We start from the raw sequence: 18,454 nt of genomic DNA on the forward strand, positions 1-18,454 counted from the left end.
TACCCGCGTGCATTGGCCGCGCACGTTGGCGGCCGGGCGCGGTGCGTCGCTCGATGCCAGTCATCTGCGGTTCCGGCATGCCGATGCGCGCGCCGGCGTGCTGCACTGCTTTGTGCTCGATTGTTCTGGATCGATGGTCCGTGGCGAGCAACTGGCGCTGGCCAAGGGCGTGCTGGCGCGCCTGGTCGAGCGGGCCTATCAGGCGCGCGCGGACGTGGCGCTGATCTGCTTTGCGGCGCGGCACGCCGAGGTACGGCTCGCGCCGCGCCGGGCGCGTTCATGGAATGACGACTGGATCCGGCCGATCGCAGGGGGTGGCGGCACGCCACTGGCGCTGGGCGCGGCACGCGCTGACCAGCTGCTGGCCACCCAGGCCCGGCGGCGGCCGGCGCAGCAGCGCTGGCTCTGGCTGCTGACCGACGGCCGGAGCGCCGAATCACCGGCGCGGCCGGCCTGGGCCGATCACATCGTGGTTGTCGACGTGGAGCGCCATGCGCTGCCGGTGGGCCGCTGCCGTCAGTTGGCGCAGGCCTGGGAGGCCGAATATCGCACGGCCGGGTCGCTGATGATCCAGCGCTAAAGTTTGCAGGCCATCGACCGTTAGCCCATCGATAGCCCCGGAGAACGCGGGGCGGAAACGAGGAGCGGAACGGATCATGGCCTGGGACAACTTGAGTATGCGCACCCGGTTGGGCGCGGCATTTGGCGTAAATCTGCTGCTGGTGGCAGCCATCCTGGTGCTGGCGCAGGGCCAGGTTGCCGACAGCAGCACGCGCAGCTGGCTCTGGACGCTGGGAATCGTCGTGGTGGTATTCAGCGTGGTCTGCTGGTTCCGGCTCACACACGCGATCGAAGAACCGCTCAAGGAGGCGGAATTCATCGCCGAGACCGTGGCGGCGGGCGACCTGAGCAAGGATTTCGAAACCGAACGCGGTGGCGACTTCGGCCGCCTGCTGGGCGGGCTGGGCGAAATGGAAGACATGCTCACCGAGCTGGTGACGCGCATCAAGGCGGCCAGCGATTCGATCTCGTCGGCGTCGCAGCAGATCGCCGTGGGTAATACGGACCTGTCGCAGCGGACCGAAGAACAGGCCGCCACGCTGGAGGAAACGGCGTCGAGCATGGGCGAGCTGACATCGATGGTGAAGCAGAACACCGAGCGCGCCCGCACGGCGAACGGCCTGGCGGCATCGGCATCGGGCATTGCCGAACGTGGCGGCACGATCGTCAGCGACGTGGTGCAGACGATGGACGCCATCAGCGCCAGCTCGCGCAAGGTGACCGACATCATCGCCGTGATCGAAGGCATCGCCTTCCAGACCAATATCCTGGCGCTGAACGCGGCCGTGGAGGCAGCCCGCGCGGGCGAGCAGGGGCGCGGCTTTGCGGTGGTGGCGGGCGAGGTGCGCACGCTGGCGCAGCGCAGCGCGGCGGCCGCAAAGGAAATCAATGTGCTGATCAGTGATTCCGCGCGGCAGGTGGAAAGCGGATCGGCGCTGGTCGGGCAGGCTGGCCAGACGATGGAGGAAATCGTGCAGGCGGTGCGTCGTGTGACGCAGATCCTGGGCGAAATCGCCGTGGCATCGGAACACCAGAGCGAAGGCATCGAGCAGGTGAACGTCGCCGTGACGCAGATGGACGATGTGACGCAGCAAAACGCCGCACTGGTGGAGCAGGCCGCGGCGGCATCGTCCGCGCTGGCCGATCAGGCCCAGGCGCTGCAGAAGGTGGTGGGCGAATTCAAGCTGTAATCGGGCGCGGGCGGCTATAACCGGCCGCCCTGCAGCCAGGCAATCACCGGCGCCCAGAACGTTTTCATGAAGGGTGTTTCGATGGCTGCGTTATGCGGCAGGTTTTCGAACACCACCAGCCGGCTTGGACCCTGCGTGGCGCGGGCCAGATGCTCGGCGTGCCGGAAGGGGATGGTCTCGTCGCGCCGGCTGTGCACGAGCATGACCGGCAGCTTCAGCGCGCGCAGTCGCGCAATGTTGTCCCACGGATTTGGCAGCGCCCACGCCAACCACCCCGGCACCAGGCCGGTAGCCACGGCGGCGGAGCGCGCCGAACAGAATCCCGCACCAATCACCAGGCCATCCGGCAGTGGCCGCAGGTCGGCCAGCACATCGAGCAGCACGCCGCTGCCCAGTGAATACCCCATCACGAAGTGACGGGCCGCCTGCGGGGCGGCCGCGCGGAACTGCGCAAAAGCGGCCAGCGCATCTTCACGCAGATGGCTCACGGTGGGAGTGCCGGAGCTGGTGCCATAGCCGCTGTAGTCGAACACGAACGAACTGATGCCGGCCGCGTGCAGCAGCACCTGGACGGGTGCCCAGTCGGCCAGACATTCCTCGTCGCCGTGAAAGACGGCCAGTGCCGGCCCCGCCGGATTGGCGGCCGCCACCCAGGATGCGTGCAGGGTGCGAGTGCCGCTTTCGAACATGAATTGCCGGGAGGTGACGCCAAGATCGTCTGGCTTGAGCGTGCCACCCTGGCCCGGTACGAACGCCTCGCGCTCGATCGCTCTATATAGCAGCAGCCGGCCGACGCCGGCCACCACAGCCAGGCTTGCCAGGCCCAGAGCGCCGACAAACCAGCGCCGGAATTTGAGAGGAGCAATGCGTCCGGTCGGGATGGGCATGAAGCGTCGGCATCAGGGCGGGTGTGTGATAACCGTAGCACTTGCGAGGCGGATGGGAAGGCCGATCTGGCGTCGGGGCGATGTTTCGGCTTACAAGAATCTATAAAAATCAATCACATATCAGCGAAATTGAAGTCTTCTATCGGCCTGATAGAAAAGTTTTTGACCAAGATCGCAATTCTGTTCTTGATTATCTATCTACAGGTAGATAGTATTCGGGTCATGGACAGCGACGCACCGGCCGGATCGGCAAAGCAGAGCGAAACGGCCAGGCGGAAACGGTCCAGATAACACAGCAGTTTCAGTACCCGGAGGCGGTCTTTTTTTTAGCCCTGGTCCTCTATCTAGCAGTAGATAGCAAGATGCAAGACAGGACCAAAAAGAAGGCCGCTGAAATTGCAGCACAGACCCATCGCCCCGCGATCGACCACCGAACCGAGATCGCCTGGCCTTAGCAAGGAGAGCATCATGAACGCCAAGACCATCCTGACCGCCGCCGCCCTCGCAGCCGCTTTCGTAACCGGTGCAGCCCAGGCAGCACAACCGCGCGGTGAAGCCTACGGCTATACGTACCGCGTCAATGATCAACGCAGCGCCTTCACCGACGGTGCCCGCATCGGTAACCGCGATGCCTTCACCGACGGCGCCCGCATCGGCAACCGCGACGCCTTTACCGACGGTGCCCGTGTGACCAACCGCGACGGCCTGGTGGCCAGCATCGGTAACCGCGATGCCTACACCGACGGTGCGCGCATCGGCAACCGCGACGCCTTTACCGACGGTGCCCGCGTGAGCAACCGCGACGGCCTGGTAGCCAGCATCGGTAACCGCGATGCATACACCGATGGCGCCCGCATCAGCAATCGCGATGGTTACACCGATGGTGCCCGCACCGCCGATCCGTACCTGGACGGTGCCCGGTTTGTCGCCGGCCTGGATACCAAGGGTGTATCGGCCAGCCCGGCCCGCAAGGTCGATCCGTACCTGGACGGCGCCCGTGGCAACGGTCCGCGCAACCCGTACTTCGACGGTGCCCGTTCGACTGACGTGTACACCGACGGCGCCCTGGTCTGAACCGGGCGGCAACTGAATGAATCGCCATTACCTGGCGATCACTGCGAAGCAGGCGGCACCCCACAAGGGTGTCCGCCTGCTTTTTCACGGGCGAACTACCATGAAAACGATTGGACACGATGCCCTGCTGCTGGGCGGATGGCTGGCACTCTGTGCCGCCAGTGGTGCAGCCATCACAGTGGTGGTGCAGGCTTTGGCCTGAGCCGACAGCAGGTTGACTCCGGGAAAATCCCGGTTGAGTATCTATCTTCGTGTAGATAAAGTTCCAGCCATGAAAACCCAACCCGTCCGCGAGCAACTGCTCGAACATACGCTGGTCCTGATCCGCAGCCGCGGCGTCAACGGCTTCAGCTATCGCGATCTGGCCGAGCTGGTGGGCGTGAAGACGTCCAGCATCCACTATTACTTTCCGTCCAAGGACGACCTGGTCCTGGAAGCGGTGAAGGAGTACAGCCGGCGCATTTCCGAGCGGTTGGCTGGCATCAATTCGGACCTGCCCGTGCTGGAGCAGGCCCGCCAGTACCTGGAGCCGTTGCGCCAGACTTGCGGTTCGGGGCAAATCTGCCTGGCCGGCATGCTGTCCACGGAAATCCTGAGCCTGCCAGAGTCCGTGCACCCAGTGCTCAAGGAGTTCTACCACATCAACGAATCGTGGTTGACCAAGCTGCTGGAACGCGGCCAGAAAGAACGTGAAACGCCGTATCCGGTGCCGCCGGCGATGCTGGCGCAGGTGATCTACGGTTCGCTGCAGAGCGGGCTGATCGCGGCGCGGCTGTTCGGCACGCAGGAGCGTCTGGAGTCGGCGGCCGAAACGCTGCTCGGCGCGCTGTGCAACCAGCGGGCAAAGGCGCTGCTTGAGTCCCAGGTTACCTGCGGATCGCTGTAAGAGACGAATTGGCAAGACGCAGGAAAAACCGCCCGGTGGCAGGACGCCACCGGGCGGTTTTTTATTGGCAAGCCGTGGAGGCGCCCACGGTTTCGCACAGCCATTGCGGGTCGTCATGGGGCAGGTCGTGGCCAGCCCAGGGGTGGCGTGCGTGCGCCGTATTCCAGGCAAGCGCCAGGCGCGCGGAGCAGGAAGGATTGACCAGCCGGTCGGCATCGGACGATACGATCAGCGTGGGGCAGGCGGGTGCCGGGCGCTGGGCGCGGAAGCGGGCGGCGGCCATCAACTGCCGCCATGCCGCTTCGCGGGACACCGGTGCGCTCTGGCCGATTTCCACCCAGCGTGCCAGATCGGCGTCACGGGTATCCAGCCGCTCGCAGGTCAGCCGGTGGATCGTGCGCTCGCAGCGTGCGCGATCGTGCCAATGATGGGCCATTCCGGCGATGGCGGCCCAGTTGCGCGGGAGTAACCGCTCCGTCGCATGGCTGAACGGCCGCATGCTCGTATTGATCAACACCAGGCCGGCAATTTCATCGGGCCAGGTCTGGGCCCAGTCGGTGACGACCATCGCCCCGAGCGACATCGCCAGGACCCGCCACGGCCCGCCCCGGTTTGCCGCGAGCGCGGCGGCGCGCACTGCATCGGTCATGCCGCGCACGCTGGCGGGCACCGGCTGATGGCACGCGGTACCGTTCCCCGGCAGGTCGATCATCAACGGCGGCGGCAGGCCGTGGGCGACCCATCGCTCGGGCAGGCCGTCCCAGTGGCGCGACTCCCGCGTCAGACCCCGCAGGAAGATCCATCCACTCATGGTGCGGCCTTGCCGTTCTGCCAGTGCGCGCGCGCCTGGTCGAGCAGAAGCTGCCGGTGCGTGCCCTGTGGCAGCCAACGCTCCGGCGCCACGGCCACGCGGCCCAGGAAATCGAACAGGCTTACGTGCCGGCGCAACACGCGCGCGGTGCGGTGCGCCTTGATGGGATTGAAGATGCCCGCGCGCGAAAAAATCTGGCGCGGATTCTTCTTGATCCACATCCAGGAGCCGAGTTCGAGCGTCATCGGCAGGAACAGGCAGGCCGGCGGCGTGCGGTCATAGGCGAAATCCCACAGGTCGCCATGCAGCAGGTATTGGTGGCTTTGCGGTTCGAACGCATAACCGTGATGGGGGTGAGCCTGTTCGAACATGGTTTTGAGCAGGTACATCTCTGGCAGGTGCTGCATCGGCGTGTGCGTGCGCGCGTACGGAAACCAGATGCTATCGCGCCAGCCGTAGCCAGAATGACAATCCACGGCAAAGCTCAACGGCCGCGGCAGCAGTTCGGATTCCACCACGCGCAGCAGCGCCATGCTTTCGGCTTCCATCGGCGACCCCGCGCGGCCCCGGTACCAGGGCAGCCATTTGCCGATGCGCTGGCCGCCCGCCAGGAACGGTACCCTGGCATCGGCATTCTGCGGGGCATTGCGCATCAGGTCCACGCCATTCGGGTTCGCGCGCGTGGCGATGAACATGCCGCCCGGATTGACGATCGGCATGAATACCAGCCGCACGGTTTCGAGCTGCCGGTGAAGCAGCTCGTCCCAGCTGAGCCGGCATAGCAGCGACCGCATGTAGTCGAGCACGAGTTGCGTGCCAATGCGTTCGAGTCCGTGGATGCCGCCGAATATGCCGATGGCCGGCGCGTCGGGCGAGTGCGTGCCAAGCGTGGCGACGGGGACCGAAAACCTGCGGTCGAGCACGGTCACATCGCACGCAGTGCGGGTCTCGAACCACGGTGCTCCCAGCTCCAGCAGCGTCAGCAACTGATCGTATTCGGGAAAGCTGAGAGGGACCGGACCGGTCATCGACGGAGGATTTTGGGGGCGGGTCAGTTCAATATAGGCGCTGGCGGCGGCGCCTCACAACGCTGCGCGGCGGATTCGGCGGACGCCTCCAGACATTCGAGCAGGGCGCCCACCAGCCGCGTATGGCGACGGCCGTTCAGGCAGTACAGGTATTCGTGGATGACCGGCGCCTGGCTGGCAAATGGCACCACCACCAGCGCCGGATCGCGCGGCACCTCGCCGACGGGCATCACGCTCGCGCCGAGATTGTGGCGAATCGCTTCGCAGATGGCCTCGCGGCTGCCGATGACCGTATGCGATGGCATGCCCGCACCCGCCGCCAGCAGCGACGCCTCGGTGGCCTCGCGCGTCATCGACCCCTGCTCGCGCACCAGCAGGTGGCAGGCCGCCAGCTCCGAGACCTCTACCCGGGGGCGGCGCGCCAGCGGATGCACCGGATGCACCACCAGCACCATCGGGTCCGCGGCCAGCGTGACGCGGTGCAGGCGGTCGTCGTCGAGCGCGTGCGACGAGACGGCGGCGTCGATGCGGTATTCGTAAAGTGCCTCGATCATCTGCTTCGAGTTGCCGATCTCGATGCTGATCTCGATGGCCGGATAGCGCTGCCGGAAAACCGCCACGCTGCGCAGGATGTAGTAGGGGCCGGTCGCGCCGATCCGAAGATTGCCAAAGCGCAGGTTGCCCGCGTTGCGCAGCAGAAAGTCGGCGTTGCTCTCCTGCTGCATGATCTGCTCGGCCAGCGGCATCAGCGCCACGCCGACATCGCTCAGGTCCACCCGGCTGGCACGGCGATGAAACAACTCCACGCCATAGAGTTCCTCAAGCTGCCGGATGCGACCGGTGACCGTGGGCTGGCTCACGCGCAGCTGGCGCGCGGCCGTCGTGATGCTGCCCTGTCGTGCTACCTCGTAGAACGTCGTCAGCAGGTCGCCAAGCATGGAAATTTCCGAAAGACAAAACGCGATAGAGGCGGACTATAAGACGGAAATATGACAGCGTGACGAATCCGTGCGCAGGGTCAAGCCACTTCAGGGGGCGGCTGGCAATAATGCCGCCTCACGGCGCGAAAGCGGTTCATACAACAGCGCCGGTGCCGAGGGGGTTCACACTCAGGAGTCAACACGATGCACAGGAAGTTACTGATCGCGGCTGCCATCACCGCCGCGATGATGTGTTCAGGCTGTTCCGACGGCGTCGCCTCTATCCCCACCTACGACAGCGCGCTCGATACCGCGTCGAAGGGGCAGCAGGGCGCAACGCTTTCCACGCTGGAAGCGCTCGTCAACATCGAAACCGGCCCCGGCGATGCCGTGGGCATGAAGGCCCTGGGCGATCTTCTTGCGGTGCGGCTTGGCGATCTCGGCGCCGCCGTGGCACGGCATCCGGCCGATGCGGGAGGTGTGGGCGAAAACATCGTAGGTACATTCCGGGGCACCGGCGGCGCAAGGATCTTGCTGATGGCCCATATGGATACCGTGTACCCACGCGGCTTTCTGGCCAAGGCGCCATTCCGGATCGACGGTAACCGGGCCTACGGGCCGGGCATCGCCGACGGCAAGAGCGGCATCGCGGTGATCCTGAACGCGCTGGCGATACTGCAGGCGCGCGGTTTCAGGGAATATGGCACGCTGACCGTGCTGTTCAATACGGACGAGGAAACCGGGTCGTTTGGCTCGCGTGACTTGATCCAGCGCTTGTCCGCCGCGCATGACTACGTGCTGTCGCACGAGCCCGCGCTTGCCACCAATGAGAGCTTTGGCCTGGCGACTTCGGGCATCGCCCACGCGGAAGTCAGCATCCGAGGCGTGGCGTCGCATGCGGGGGTGGCACCGGAGCTTGGCGTGAACGCGCTGACCGAAGCCGCCGACCTGATCCTGCGCACGCAGGATATCGACGACAAGGGCCGCGAAATTCGCTTCAACTGGACGCTCGCTTCCGCGGGATCGGCATCGAACGCGATTCCCGCCAGTGCCACGTTGACCGCCGACATGCGGTATGGCCGCAACGACGACTACGACGCGATCGTCTCGATGCTCAATGAGCGCGCGCAGCGCAAGCGCCTGCCGGCGGCGGAAATTGTCGTCGACATGAAGCGCGGGCGTCCGGCCTTCAATGCGACTGACGATGGCAAGGTGCTGGCGGCCAAAGGACAGGCCATATACCGGGAGGTGGGCGGCAAGATAGGGATCGCCAGCGAGCGCACCGGAGGCGGCAGCGATGCCGCATACGCGGCGTTGTCGGGCAAGCCGGTGCTGGAAGGCATGGGGCTGCCAGGCTTCGGTTATCACACGAACGCCGACGAGTACATCCTGATCGACGCGATTCCGCGTCGCCTGTACCTGGAAACAAGATTGATCATGGACCTGAGCCTGGGGCGGTAGCGCAAGACCGCTTGCCAGGAGGACGAGGTTTTCACTCGTCTGCCGGTTGTTGCCCCTCTCCCGTCCGTGGGAGAGGGGCAACGGCATCCACCGCAATTACCGGATCAACCGAAACTTCAGCCACCCATCGCCGGGTCCGATGTCGTGTGGGTGCCATTCTCCAGCCGGCCCGCAAAGCGGCGGATGAAACCGCCTTGCTGCGTGGTCACCGTGAAGTCGTACCAGTTGGCTTGCGAACCTACCGGCCAATGCTGGTCCAGCTCCTTGCCCGCGGGCAATTCGAACGTCCAGGGGCCGTCCTTGCGGTAGGCGTTCGGCTTGACCGTGAACGTGCATGCGGCCGTGCCACGGTTGATCAGCGTGAGCCAGACCTGGGCATTCGCCTCGTCGTAGCAGACGCGGATCTCGGGTGCGGCGCCGCCGCCGGCGGCCTTTTGCGCGCCGATGTCGCCCACGAACGAACGGAGGAAGCCGTTCGGTCCCATCACCCAGAAGTCGTAACGGCCACCGTTCTTGCTGACGTCGATCTTGGCTTCATGGAAATCGCCCGCGTCGATTGCATAGCGGCGCGGCACATCGCCCAGTTGCAGGCGATCGTAGACGTGGAACACCGCGGCCTGCTTACCGTCATTCTTGAAGAGCAGCGAGAACGTGTTGGTAGCCGGATTTTCCAGTCCGCTCGTATGCAGCGTGTACGGCAGCGCGCGTGACGGCCGCGTGCCGGCCTTCTGCTTCGGCATGGACTGGGCCGCGATGCTTGGCGCAGGGATCTGTGCCTTGGCATCCTGCGCGGCGCGGTCGGCGTCCGCGCCGGTCTTGGTCAGCGGCGTGACACCCAGGGCAGCGTTGCCGTTCGGGTTGACGAAGTCGAACGCCGAGGTCAGGTCGCCCATGACGGCGCGGCGGTAAGCGCTGATATTGGTTTCCGCCACGCCGAAGCGTTGCTCAAGGAAGCGTAGCACCGACGTATGGTCGAATACCTGCGAGTTCACCCAGCCGCCACGGCTCCAGGGCGATACCACGTACATCGGCACGCGCGGGCCAGGGCCGAACGGCGTTTTGTCCACGCTGTAGTACTCGGTCTTCGGGTCCAGCGACGTGGATGTATGGCCGATCGGTTCGCCCTTGGCATCGAGTGCCGGCGCGCACGGCGGGGGCACGTGGTCGAAGAAGCCGTCGTTCTCGTCGAAGTTGATCAGCAGGACCGTACGGCTCCAGATATCGGGGTTGGCGGTCAGCGCGTCCAGTACCTGCTGCGTGTACCACGCGCCTTGCACGGGGCTGGACGGTCCGGGGTGCTCCGAGTACGTGGCCGGTGCCACGATCCACGACACCTGGGGCAGCGTGCCAGCCGCGATGTCGTCGCGCAGCGCCTGCAGGAAGCCACCATCGGGCATGGTGTTGGCGATGCCCTTGAACAGCGGGTTGGTCGCGTCATCGGCCGGCGTGTAGGCCGGGTACGGCGAGCCGTCGATCGCATTGCCCCGCGCGGCGTTGGCTGCGCGGTACTGCTGGAAGCCGGCGAGCGGATTGTCGGTGAAGTTGTCCGGCATGTTCTGGTAGAGCTTCCAGGTCACGCCGGCTGCCTGCAGCCGTTCGGGATACGTGGTCCACGTGTAGTTGATACCCGTGGCATCGAGTGAATCGCCGCTGTTGTCGATGACCGGACCACCATGCGTGCCGAACGGATCGTTGGTACCGGTCCAGTGGAACAGGCGATTGGTGTTGGTGCCGCCGTGGAAGCTGCAGTGATAGGCGTCGCAGAGCGTGAAGGCGTTGGCCAGCGCAAACTGGAAGCCCAGCTCCTGCTCGGTGTAATACCCCATCGATTGCGTCTTCTTCGACGTAGGCCAGGCGCTCATGCGGCCCAGGTCGTACGCGGCCTGTGCATCGGGCTGGCTGTGCGGGGTGCCGCTTACACGCTGCGCGTTGCCGGCGGTCTGGTCGAGGTGATAGGGCAGCACGATGCGGTTCGTGTTGCCGCTGGCGTAGGTCTGCTCGAATACGTTGCGGCCGCCGGGCAACGGAATCGTGATGCGGTCGCCAAAACCACGCACGCCGTTCATCGTGCCGAAGTAGTTATCGAACGAGCGGTTTTCCTGCATCAGCACCACGACGTATTCCACGTCGCGGATGGACTTGGTGGCGTTATTGGCCGGAATGGCCAGGGCGCGGCGGATGGCGGGCGGAAAGGCGGCAAGGGCGGCGGTGGCGGCTGCGCTGCCACCTGCCATCTTGAGGAAGTTACGTCGGCTGCTGGATGTCATTGTCGGAGTGCCCTGAATTGTCGGATGCGCGGGTCTGCGGATTGGCGATGGATCGTGGCGCGACAATCAGGGCGCGCACTTCATTTGCGGTTTGACTTCGGGAGCACCGGTGCTTGGGGTGCCATTGGTCGGAGGACTGCCGTTGTCGCTGTCCCCGCCACAGGCGGTCAGCGCCGCGCTTAGCAGCAGGGCGGCCAGCATGCCCAGGCTGCAGCGCCGGGCAAGGTTTCGGATGGCTTCGGTCATGGTCTGTTGTCTCGTGCAGGGAGGAACGGACCGCAGCGTAAGCATCCGGCAGGTCACCCCGGTGACATACAAGGCAAGATTTCCGATACCGCCATTCAGGTTTTTTGTGCTCCATGTATGGACATTGCAAACATGGGTGCGACGCTGGAATGTGCGTCGCCGGGCGCTCGGCCACGGCATGCTGCCCTGCAATTTGTGCTGCGATGCACCACGCGCTGTGCTATGGTTTTAGACGTTTCGCTCAAAAAGAAGAGGGTGTCGCCAGAGCAGCAGCACCCGCGGATTTCCGGGAAGTGGCGCCAGATATGGGCTGCAGGGAAATCACGCGAAATCGGAGACTATTTGCACCATTTTTGTTGCGGTCGCAACACGCCGTGACCTTGCTTGTAAACGGGGCATATCGCCACCACAGTGGAGGGCGGAAGGGCTCGTTTGCAGGAGCTGCACATGGAAAACGAAAACGGTTACGTCTGGCACTACACGGTGGGAACGCCCCTGGTTGCTATCGCACGCTCAGGGCGGCTGATGCCGGCTGTCGCGCACACGGCGGCGCCCCGTTCTGGCGATGAAATTCTGTGGTTCTCGCGCAACCAGCAGTGGGACCCGTCCGCCACCCGCGATGACGGATTGAGCGAAGCCAGGCAAACGCTGTCGCGTGCCGCGCTGCACGCGCGATTTGGCCTGTACCGGTTTGGCTTGCCCGAGCGGGACATGCGCCTGTTGCCCTGGCCGACGGTGACGCGCGTGGCCGACATCGATGTACCGGAAGCGATGACGATGGTTGCCAGCGGCCTGCGCTGCGGCGCGGCGCCGACCGACTGGGTCGGCACCCTGACCGCGATTCCGCTATCGGACCTGAATTTTGAAAAATGGACCGGCGCCGCCTGGGTGCCGGCCGATCTGGACGAAATGGTCGCCCAGTTCGCCTGACAGCCTTGGCCGCGCGCGGCGCGCCGGCGTCAGCGGCTCAGGCCCCGTGCCGATATCGGCCACACGCATTCCACCACGCCCTCGCGGACACCCACGATCTCGTCATAGAGGTTCAGCGTGGGGTCGCAGTGGCCGGGCACCAGCATCATGCGGCTGCCCAGCGCGGGCAGCTTTCGCACCAGATCCTCATGCTTTGGCATCACAATGCCGTGCTCGTCGTTGGCCGCCACATAGTCCAGCTTGTCCGACCGCGCGCCGTTGGCCCAGATCCACGGTAGCCCCGAGTCGACGGCCATCGACTTCAGGCCCGCGTCGACCACCACCCGGTCGCCGGCCGCCACACTCATCACGGACGTGGCAATGAACAGGCTGTGCTCGAAATTCACGGAGCCTGGGCCGTTGTCGATCATGTATTCGTTGGCGCCGTAGTCCGCATCCATGAAGACGTACGAGCCAGGCTGGATTTCGGTATAGACGCCGCTGCCCAGATCGAATTCCACGCTGCCGCTGCCACCGCCCGTGACTACGTCGTAGCGCACGCCGGCGGCATCGAGCCGGGCCATGAAACTGCCGGTGCGATCGGCCGCGCGCGCCGCGGCATCGCGCCGCTCCTCCCAGTCGCGCACGTGCTGGACGCCACCGTGATAGGCCTGCAGACCACGCATCGTCAGCGTTCCGTGGCTGGCAATGCGTTCCACCAGTTTCAGCATCGCGCCAGCATCGGTGACGCCGCAGCGCCCCTGCCCAACGTTGACTTCGACAAAGACATCGAGCCGGGAGCCGGCTTCCAGTGCGGCGGCGGCCAGGGTATCCACCTGCGTCAGGTCGTCCACGCACACGCTGATCCGCGCGTGCCGGGCCAGGTCCGCCAACAGCGCTGCCTTGGCCGTCCCGACAACTTCATTGCTGATATGGACGTCGCGCACACCCGCACGCACGAACGGAATGGCTTCGCTGACCTTCTGGCAGCAGATGCCCACGGCGCCGCGCGCGATCTGCGCCAGCGAAATATCGGGACACTTGTGGGCCTTGGCATGCGGTCGCAGCTTGATTCCCGCCCGGTTGGCAGCGCTCTGCATGCGGTCGACGTTGCGAGCGAAGATGTCGAGGTCCAGGACCAGGGAAGGGGTGTCGATGGTGTCGGCGGATTGGCCGGGACGCGCGGCCGGCGGCAGATCGAATGCGATGGACATGACGGTGATGGCTCGGCAACAGGGGGTGGAAGGCGCGCACAGCGTAACACGTGGCGCAGGCGCCACGCCTTGCGCTCCGGCGCCGGTCATCTACGATGGGTTGGGTGCCCCTGCTTGCAGATACAAGGAGTCCGGTCATGATCGCCTTGCGTACCATTGCTTCCCGTCTTGCCCTGTGCCTGTCGGCCGCCGCCGCGCTGGCCAGCCTGCCTGCCATCGCCCACCACGGCTGGTCCACCTATGACGAAACCAAGCCGCTGACGGTGACCGGCAAGATCGTTGAGACGCACTACGAAAACCCGCATGCCACGATCCGCGTCGACGTACAGGGCAAGCGCTGGCTCGCGGTGCTGGCCCCGGTGTCGCGCATGGAATCGCGCGGCGCCACCGCTGAAAAGGTCGCCGTCGGCAAACAGGTGACGATGGTCGGCTACGCCAGCAAGGAAAAGGCCGACGAAATGCGCGTGGAGCGCATTACGTTCGACGGTGGCCAGACGGTGGAACTGCGCTGACCGATGACGTCGCTGGATGCCTGGGCCGGCCAACTCGCGGCGACGCCGTTCGCGGTATGGCTGCGTGCGTCGGCGTGGGCCTATCCGGCTTGCGAAATCCTGCATCTGGCGGGCATGGCCTTGCTGTTCGGATCGATCGTAGTGGTAGACCTGCGCCTGGCCGGCCTGGGCCGCCAGTTGCCGGTGACGCTGCTGCTGCGGCATGCCTTACCTGCCTCGGTGGTCGGCTTTCTGGTGATCGTGGGTAGCGGCGTGCTGCTGTTCGTGGCCCATGCCGATGATCTGGTCGGCAATCGCGCATTCCTGGTCAAGCTCGCCCTGATCGCGTTTGGCCTGGCAAACGCCGCGTGGTTTCACGCCGGTCCCTACCGGCAACTGCACGCGAGCGCGGGCAGCTGGGAAATCCAGCGCACACCGCCGCCGCTGGCCCGCATCTGCGCGGTACTGTCGCTGGTGACATGGGCGCTCGTAATTTGCGCCGGGCGCCTCATTGCCTACGTCTAGCGCCCCTCGGATTAGCCAGTTGTGCCTGATGCGTCGCTTGTCTAGTCCTGGAATTGATGTAACGCAAAGGCTGTGCATCAAAAGTCTCAAGCTTTCAGGTAGGGCGACGTTAAGGCGGGCTGAAGCCATACGTGTAGAGCCCCCTGATGAACAACCTGAGTATTCGCCACGGCCTGCTGGCGACGCTGGTGATTTTTGGACTGATGATCGTTTTTGGCGCGGTGCTCGGCGTCAGCCAGCTGAGCGCCAGCAGTGATTCCGCGGACCGTATCCACGTCATCTCGTCGCGGGCGCTGCTGCTCAACGACGCGTACAAGGACATGACCCGCGCCCGTTCCGCCTTGACACGCGCATACAGTTCCGCCAAGGCCGCTGGCCAGGTCAATGGTGACGCGCTGGCCAGCGCGCAGAAGTCGATCAGCAAGTCGAAGGACGAACTCGATGCCTTCGAAAAGGCACCGGCCTTCAAGGAGCAGGATGCCTCGACGCGCGACGATATCGTCGCCGCTGGCCGCGCCCACATGGAAGTGGTTCAGCGTGGCCTGGACGCGCTGCGCAACGGGGACCCCGATGGCTACGCGGCCATCAACGACAAGGACATCACGTCGTCCGGCGCCAAATACTCGACCGGCGTGGAGCGCTTCCAGCAGTTTGCCGCCAAGCTCAATGACGACGAGATGGCCGAAGGCCGCACGCGCCTGAATCGTGTGATCGTGCTGGTATGCGTCGGGCTGGCCATGTCCGCCGGCCTGATCGTCGTGGTGCACCTGGCGCTGCGCAAGCTGGTTGTGACGCCGCTGTACCTGGCGCGCGACCTGATCATGCGCGTGGCCGACGGCGACCTGACGATCAAGGTGCCGCAGGCGGGCCGCAACGAGATTGGCCAGTTGCTGGACGCGCTGTCGCGCATGCAGACGGGCCTGACGCAGACCGTGTCGAAGGTTCGCGCGGGTTCCGATGCGGTGACCACCGGCGCGCGCGAGATTGCCGCGGGCAATACGGATCTGTCGTCGCGTACCGAGGAGCAGTCGTCGGCGCTGGAAGAGACTGCCGCCAGCATGGAACAGCTGACGTCGACGGTCGGCAACAACGCCGAAAGCGCCACGCACGCCAGCGAACTGGCACGCAATGCGGCAGACCTGGCCGCGCGCGGCGGCGAGGTGGTGCGCGGCGTGGTGCACACCATGAGCGAAATCAACACGAGCTCGCAGAAGATCGTCGACATCATCGGCGTGATCGACGGCATCGCATTCCAGACCAACATCCTGGCCCTGAACGCCGCGGTGGAAGCCGCGCGAGCGGGCGAGCAGGGTCGCGGGTTTGCCGTGGTGGCAGGCGAGGTGCGCAGCCTGGCGCAGCGCAGCGCCAACGCAGCCAAGGAAATCAAGGGGCTGATCGACTCGTCGGTCGACAAGGTCGATGCGGGCAGCCAGCAGGTGGAGCAGGCCGGCAGCACGATCGAGGAAATCGTGGCCGCGGTGAAGCGGCTGGCCGATACCGTGAGCGAAATCTCGGCGGCATCGATCGAGCAGTCCAGCGGCATCACGCAGGTCAGCGAAGCCGTGTCGCAAATGGAGCAGGTCAACCAGCAGAACGCCGCACTGGTAGAGCAGGCGGCCGCCGCCGCCGACTCGCTCGAATCGCAGGCCAATCAGCTGGCCTCCGCAGTGGCCACGTTCCGACTGGCCTGATTGTCGGCCGGGGCGATCAACCGGCCAGCTGTTCCTCGACGAACAGCAGCCGGTCATTGCCCCAGTACAGCTTGTCATCGACGATGAAGCTCGGCGCGCCAAAGATACCGCGCGCCACGGCCTGCTCGGTGGCATGCTTGAGCTCGCCCTTCACTTCGGGGTCGTCGAGCATCGCCAGCGCCTCGCGCGGGTCCAGTCCCGCCTCCATCAGCACCTTGCCGATCTCGTTCGGATCGTTCAGGTTCCGGCCCGTTTCCCACATCGCCGCATAGATCGCTTCCACGTAGCGGTGGAAGTCGGCTTGCCCCTTGCGCTGGTAGCCGATGGCGCCGCGCATCAGCGCCAGCGTGTTGACCGGGAAATGCGGGTTGTGCCGGAACGGCGCGCCATAGCGCCTGGCCCAGCAGTCGAGATCGCCGTCCGACCATTGCCGCTTGGCGGGAATCTCCATCGGGCTGTGGTTGCCAGTGGCCTTGAAGACACCGCCCAGCAGCATCGGCCGCCAGACGATGGTGGCGCCCGTGCGCGCCGCTACGCGCGGCAGTTCCTTGTAGGCCAGATAGGAGTAGGGGCTGCCGAAGTCGAAGAAGAACTCCACCTGCTTGGTCATCGAATGTCTCCGTCGTGGTTGTAGTCCCAGCGTATGCGGGCTGGGTGACTTGCATTGTGACAGGAACCCCGCCGTTCACGCATCCTCGGATTTCACCTTGACTTTATATCGTACGATATATATCTTACGATACGTCTTACGACATAACGGAGTGCAATATGCGACATCTCTTTGGTCATCGGGGTCATCACCCTCACGGATTTGGCGGACATCACGCCGGCTTTGGCCGCGTGATGATGGCGGCGATGGGGCGGGGCGGTTTCTGGTCTGGCGGTGGCGGTGGCGATTTCGGCGGTGACGATGGCTTCGACGGCGACAACCTGCGCCGTGGCCGCAAGTTCAGCGCCGAGGATCTGCAATTGCTGCTGCTGTCGTTGCTCGACGAAAAGCCGTCGCATGGCTACGAATTGATCAAGGCGCTGGAAACACGTACCGGCGGCTTCTACAAGCCTAGCCCTGGCGTGGTGTATCCCGCGCTGACCTTCCTTGAGGACGTGGGTTATGCCACGGTGGATCTGGAGGGCAACAAGAAGCGCTACCAGCTATCCGAAGCTGGCCGCGCATACCTGGACCAGCATCGTGCGCGTCTGGAGCAGATGGTGGCAAGGCTGCAGCACGTGGCGCGCAAGATGGACTTCATGCGCCGGGCCATGAGTGGCCAGCCACAGCGCGATGTGGACGAGGGCGGCTGGGCGCCGGAACTCGTGCAGGCTCGCGGACGCCTGAAGCAGATCCTGATGATGCGCAGCGGCGCACCGGCCGGCGAGCAGCGCCGTATCGCGGCCATCCTCGAACGCGCGGTCGATGAGATCGAGCGCGGCGGCAACCAGGCGGAGGCTTGAGTATGAGCGAAACCCGCGACCTTACCGTGCAGCGTGTGCGCCATCCGCTGAAGATGCGCCTGGTCAAGGTGCTGCGCACCCACAAGGTGTCGCCACAGTTGCTGCGCGTGACGCTGGGCGGCGAAGGCCTGGCCGATTTCGTTTCCGGATCGTTCGATGACCACGTGAAAGTCTTCTTTCCGGAGCGCGCCGCTGACAAGCCCGTGCTGCCGCAGGTCGGCCCGGATGGCATCACGTTTCCGGAAGGCCAACCCCGGCCGCAGGCGCGCGACTACACGCCGCGTCGCTACGACAATGCGGCATGCGAACTCGACATCGAGTTCGTGTTGCATGGCGATGGCCCCGCGTCGACCTGGGCCGCGCAGGCGCAACCGGGCCAGTACATCGGCGTAGGCGGTCCGCGCGGGTCGTTTGTGATTCCGCGCGAATTCGACTGGCATCTGCTGATCGGCGACGATACCGCGTTGCCGGCCATCGGCCGCCGCATCGAGGAACTGGGTCCGCATGCACGCGTGATCGTCGTGGCCGAAGTGTCGGATCAATCGGCGCGTATTCCGCTGGCAACCGGCCCGCACGGCGAGGTGCACTGGATCCATCGTGACGAGCATGGCGATGACACACCCGAAGGCAGCCAGCTCACGCCGACGCTGCGCTGGCTGAGCCTGCCCGAGGGCGAGGGCTATGTGTGGGCCGCCGGCGAGGCCGCCGCGATGCGCGAGGTGCGCCAGTACCTGGTGAACGAGCGCGGCATCCACAAGACGCGCATTCGTGCATCGGCGTACTGGAAGCGGGGCAATGCCGCCGTTCACGAAACGATCGACGACTGATCTGAAAAATTGCG

The 18,454-nt window shown here is 65.1% G+C and carries 19 protein-coding genes; 11 read left to right on the forward strand and 8 right to left on the reverse strand.

All coding sequences use genetic code 11. The features are described from left to right. Positions 1–7: 7 nt before the first annotated feature. Positions 8–580, forward strand: a complete 573-nt coding sequence (locus AC3FLX_RS07725) for a vWA domain-containing protein (protein ID WP_488695315.1) — start codon at positions 8–10, stop codon at positions 578–580. Positions 581–677: 97 nt separating this feature from the next. Then, complete coding sequence (locus tag AC3FLX_RS07730; protein ID WP_488695610.1) at positions 678–1,751, forward strand: methyl-accepting chemotaxis protein; 1,074 nt, start codon at positions 678–680, stop codon at positions 1,749–1,751. A gap of 14 nt (positions 1,752–1,765) precedes the next feature. Here AC3FLX_RS07730 and AC3FLX_RS07735 read toward each other — a convergent pair whose 3' ends face one another. Next, positions 1,766–2,638: an alpha/beta hydrolase gene (locus tag AC3FLX_RS07735; protein ID WP_488695316.1), complete on the reverse strand. Its 873-nt coding sequence runs from the start codon at positions 2,636–2,638 to the stop codon at positions 1,766–1,768. Positions 2,639–3,106: 468 nt separating this feature from the next. On the opposite strand from AC3FLX_RS07735, the gene AC3FLX_RS07740 reads away from it, so the two are divergent. Both AC3FLX_RS07740 and AC3FLX_RS07745 read left to right on the forward strand, forming a co-directional pair. Next, complete coding sequence (locus AC3FLX_RS07740; protein ID WP_488695317.1) at positions 3,107–3,712, forward strand: copper resistance protein CopQ; 606 nt, start codon at positions 3,107–3,109, stop codon at positions 3,710–3,712. 271 nt (positions 3,713–3,983) lie between these two features. After that, positions 3,984–4,598, forward strand: a complete 615-nt coding sequence (locus AC3FLX_RS07745; protein WP_488695318.1) for a TetR/AcrR family transcriptional regulator — start codon at positions 3,984–3,986, stop codon at positions 4,596–4,598. 61 nt (positions 4,599–4,659) lie between these two features. Here AC3FLX_RS07745 and AC3FLX_RS07750 read toward each other — a convergent pair whose 3' ends face one another. Genes AC3FLX_RS07750 through AC3FLX_RS07760 form a run of 3 tightly spaced genes read right to left on the reverse strand, consistent with a single transcriptional unit; the run spans position 4,660 to position 7,375 of the window. Next, positions 4,660–5,409: an alpha/beta fold hydrolase gene (locus AC3FLX_RS07750; RefSeq protein ID WP_488695320.1), complete on the reverse strand. Its 750-nt coding sequence runs from the start codon at positions 5,407–5,409 to the stop codon at positions 4,660–4,662. Beyond that, positions 5,406–6,437 (reverse strand): M14 family zinc carboxypeptidase, encoded by a 1,032-nt coding sequence (locus tag AC3FLX_RS07755; protein WP_488695321.1) that lies wholly within the window; start codon positions 6,435–6,437, stop codon positions 5,406–5,408. Before AC3FLX_RS07755 ends, AC3FLX_RS07750 begins: the two co-directional genes overlap by 4 nt. Positions 6,438–6,460: 23 nt before the next feature. Next, entirely contained in the window at positions 6,461–7,375 is a 915-nt protein-coding gene (locus AC3FLX_RS07760; RefSeq protein ID WP_488695323.1) for a LysR substrate-binding domain-containing protein, read from the reverse strand. A gap of 186 nt (positions 7,376–7,561) precedes the next feature. Here AC3FLX_RS07760 and AC3FLX_RS07765 point away from each other — a divergent pair, with 186 nt between their 5' ends. After that, positions 7,562–8,818, forward strand: a complete 1,257-nt coding sequence (locus tag AC3FLX_RS07765) for a glutamate carboxypeptidase (protein ID WP_488695325.1) — start codon at positions 7,562–7,564, stop codon at positions 8,816–8,818. 116 nt (positions 8,819–8,934) lie between these two features. Here the strand turns inward: AC3FLX_RS07765 and AC3FLX_RS07770 are convergent, their stop codons facing one another. After that, positions 8,935–11,085, reverse strand: a complete 2,151-nt coding sequence (locus AC3FLX_RS07770; protein WP_488695327.1) for a phosphocholine-specific phospholipase C — start codon at positions 11,083–11,085, stop codon at positions 8,935–8,937. Positions 11,086–11,151: 66 nt separating this feature from the next. Continuing rightward, on the reverse strand, positions 11,152–11,331 hold the full coding sequence (locus tag AC3FLX_RS07775) for a hypothetical protein (RefSeq protein ID WP_488695329.1): 180 nt from the start codon (positions 11,329–11,331) through the stop codon (positions 11,152–11,154). 447 nt (positions 11,332–11,778) lie between these two features. On the opposite strand from AC3FLX_RS07775, the gene AC3FLX_RS07780 reads away from it, so the two are divergent. Continuing rightward, on the forward strand, positions 11,779–12,261 hold the full coding sequence (locus tag AC3FLX_RS07780) for a hypothetical protein (RefSeq protein ID WP_488695331.1): 483 nt from the start codon (positions 11,779–11,781) through the stop codon (positions 12,259–12,261). Between the two features lie 29 nt (positions 12,262–12,290). On the opposite strand, the gene AC3FLX_RS07785 is transcribed toward AC3FLX_RS07780, so the two are convergent. Next, complete coding sequence (locus AC3FLX_RS07785) at positions 12,291–13,454, reverse strand: DSD1 family PLP-dependent enzyme (protein ID WP_488695333.1); 1,164 nt, start codon at positions 13,452–13,454, stop codon at positions 12,291–12,293. 137 nt (positions 13,455–13,591) lie between these two features. Between AC3FLX_RS07785 and AC3FLX_RS07790 the strand changes: the two genes are divergently transcribed. The 3 genes from AC3FLX_RS07790 (at position 13,592) to AC3FLX_RS07800 (ending at position 16,161) form a co-directional block, all read left to right on the forward strand. Further along, positions 13,592–13,966: a DUF6152 family protein gene (locus tag AC3FLX_RS07790; protein WP_488695335.1), complete on the forward strand. Its 375-nt coding sequence runs from the start codon at positions 13,592–13,594 to the stop codon at positions 13,964–13,966. A gap of 3 nt (positions 13,967–13,969) precedes the next feature. Beyond that, a complete protein-coding gene (locus AC3FLX_RS07795) occupies positions 13,970–14,470 on the forward strand; it encodes a DUF6644 family protein (protein ID WP_488695337.1) in 501 nt (166 codons plus the stop codon). 146 nt (positions 14,471–14,616) lie between these two features. Further along, positions 14,617–16,161, forward strand: coding sequence for a methyl-accepting chemotaxis protein (locus AC3FLX_RS07800; protein ID WP_488695339.1), 1,545 nt, complete (start codon positions 14,617–14,619; stop codon positions 16,159–16,161). Between the two features lie 16 nt (positions 16,162–16,177). On the opposite strand, the gene AC3FLX_RS07805 is transcribed toward AC3FLX_RS07800, so the two are convergent. After that, complete coding sequence (locus AC3FLX_RS07805; protein WP_488695340.1) at positions 16,178–16,771, reverse strand: 2-hydroxychromene-2-carboxylate isomerase; 594 nt, start codon at positions 16,769–16,771, stop codon at positions 16,178–16,180. A gap of 158 nt (positions 16,772–16,929) precedes the next feature. Between AC3FLX_RS07805 and AC3FLX_RS07810 the strand changes: the two genes are divergently transcribed. Then, the gene (locus AC3FLX_RS07810) at positions 16,930–17,613 is read left to right on the forward strand and encodes a PadR family transcriptional regulator (RefSeq protein WP_488695342.1); all 684 of its coding nucleotides are present in this window, start codon (positions 16,930–16,932) and stop codon (positions 17,611–17,613) included. Between the two features lie 2 nt (positions 17,614–17,615). Continuing rightward, on the forward strand, positions 17,616–18,440 hold the full coding sequence (locus AC3FLX_RS07815) for a siderophore-interacting protein (RefSeq protein WP_488695343.1): 825 nt from the start codon (positions 17,616–17,618) through the stop codon (positions 18,438–18,440). The last annotated feature ends 14 nt before the right edge of the window (positions 18,441–18,454 follow it).

This window comes from Cupriavidus sp. 291-E7, assembly GCF_057798835.1.